Source organism: Armatimonas sp., from assembly GCF_043760365.1.
GTDB lineage: Bacteria > Armatimonadota > Armatimonadia > Armatimonadales > Armatimonadaceae > Armatimonas.
This window is the reverse complement of sequence record NZ_JAYUPA010000448.1, coordinates 1-1,704: the sequence shown is the minus strand read 5'-3', so window position 1 is coordinate 1,704 and position 1,704 is coordinate 1. Positions and strand designations below refer to the sequence as shown.

Here is a 1,704-nt window from a genome sequence, read left to right as displayed (position 1 = left end):
TCGAAGCCAGATCAAGCAGCAGGAAGAGCTGATTCGCCATAGCCTGGAGTCCGAGTCTGAAACCTTAGGCCGATCTCGATCCGGTAAGCGCTCTTCTGGAAATCGCCGCTCACAAAGTGGCCCTCCATCTCGCTTTGTAAAAGAGGAGCTGGAAGAATCCTCAAATCAGGCTGAGCATTCTGTAGCTCATGGCAAAGATTCTGTAGCTCATGGCGAAGGGCAACGAAAGCCTGTAAGCGGGCTGCCTTTAGGAACCCCTAAAAAGAAGGTGGTGGACGATGGTAGTATCGACTGAGAAAAAACTTGTAGCGACTGATAAAGGCACTACGGCGGCAGTGAGTAAGGATACGATCCAGGTGGAGGGAGAGCGACGAGGGCGCTACACCCGCCGCCCTACGCCGATTGCTCTACTGACTCCTTTGAAACTAAAGCTTCTGGGGTTTCTGGTGGAGTGTCGAATTCTTTCACTGCCTCAACTTGCAAGCCTGGGACAGCTCTCTCAGAAAGCAACTCGTCGTCAGATGCGGGCGCTCTTTGACGCGGGACTGGTGGAGGTGGTGGCGGTATCACGGGCCGCACTTGCTCCTGAAGATGCCCCAAATAGCGAAAAGCTCCTCTTTGGCACTGCGCCCAACTTCTACACCCCGACTGCGGCAGCGGTGAGAGTGTTGGTTGATTCTGGCACTCTGGCGCGGCACTACCTCAAGCGGAGTGCTCCGTTCTATGGACCGAAGAATGGCTTGTTTTTGCGCCACGAGCTACTAGTGCGTGATGTTCGGGTGTGGCTTGAGCAACTTGCCTTTGCTGGTCAGGGCCGCACAACGCGCTGGGAAGATGGGGTGGATGCAGTCCTTGACCTTCAAGAGCTCGGGGTGGTTCGGCCAGATTCTTGGTTCGTCTTTGAAATGCAACGCGCTGAGAGGCTGGCGGTGTTGGTGGGCCTCGTCGAAGTTGATCGGGGTACCGAGCGTGGAAAGAGCCGATGGAGCGAGAAGCTCACAAGGTATCATGCTCTCTTCGCCTCTGAGCGTCTTCAAGAGCTTACGGGCTATGTGAAGGCGCGCATATTGGTGTTTTGTCCTAGCGCGTCGCGTCGTGATCTGCTGGCTTCCCTGATCGAGGAGTTAGCGGGTAGCGAAGAGCTGGCTGCTCGTTTCTGGATCGTAGAGATGTCGGCTCTGTCAACGTCGAGCCTGTCGAGTCCTATCTGGCGTGTCGCAGGGCAAACCGATCTAATTCCTCTATTAAAAACGTAGCTCTGGAATCTACCCAACTTTCGATACTTTCATTTGGCCCCACCTGTATACTGTGTGCCTAAGAATGGGAGAGTGGTGGGAAATGGACGATGATGGGGTGGGGCGGGAATATCTGACAGTTGACCAGGCGGCGAGCTACTTGCAGCTCTCTACCTCCTCGATCCGCTCCTACATTCGTGGTGGCAAGCTCAAGGCGTTTCGGATTGCGGGGCGACGCAAAGTCCTGATCCAGCGCGACGATCTGATGGCACTACTGGAACCCGCTAGACCTAACGAGCCATCGAGTGCAGCTTGAATATTTTAATGTCGCACCCTTCTTACGCAACGCTCGTTGCATCCCAGAGCGGATGGATGCATACTTACAATTCACGAAGCCCACTGAGGATTGCATCTATATCCACCTGGGAAGTGCAGAGAACTTTTCCAACTAGAGATTTCCAACTGGCTG

3 protein-coding genes are annotated in these 1,704 nt (G+C 54.5%); all 3 read left to right on the top strand.

Going from position 1 to position 1,704, the window contains the following annotated elements:
• Positions 1–295, top strand: a 295-nt coding sequence (locus tag ACH2EH_RS10545; RefSeq protein ID WP_395141458.1) for a hypothetical protein, incomplete at its 5' end; no start/stop codon positions are given.
• Entirely contained in the window at positions 279–1,256 is a 978-nt protein-coding gene (locus ACH2EH_RS10540) for a replication-relaxation family protein (RefSeq protein ID WP_395141456.1), read from the top strand. The genes ACH2EH_RS10545 and ACH2EH_RS10540, both read left to right, overlap by 17 nt.
• Positions 1,257–1,338: 82 nt before the next feature.
• Positions 1,339–1,551, top strand: a complete 213-nt coding sequence (locus tag ACH2EH_RS10535) for a helix-turn-helix domain-containing protein (RefSeq protein ID WP_395141454.1) — start codon at positions 1,339–1,341, stop codon at positions 1,549–1,551.
• The last annotated feature ends 153 nt before the right edge of the window (positions 1,552–1,704 follow it).

Coding starts and splice junctions, on each gene's coding strand:
- ACH2EH_RS10540 (WP_395141456.1), top strand. CDS start 279: ATGGTAGTATCGACTGAGAAAAAACTTGTAGCGACTGATAAAGGCACT.
- ACH2EH_RS10535 (WP_395141454.1), top strand. CDS start 1,339: ATGGACGATGATGGGGTGGGGCGGGAATATCTGACAGTTGACCAGGCG.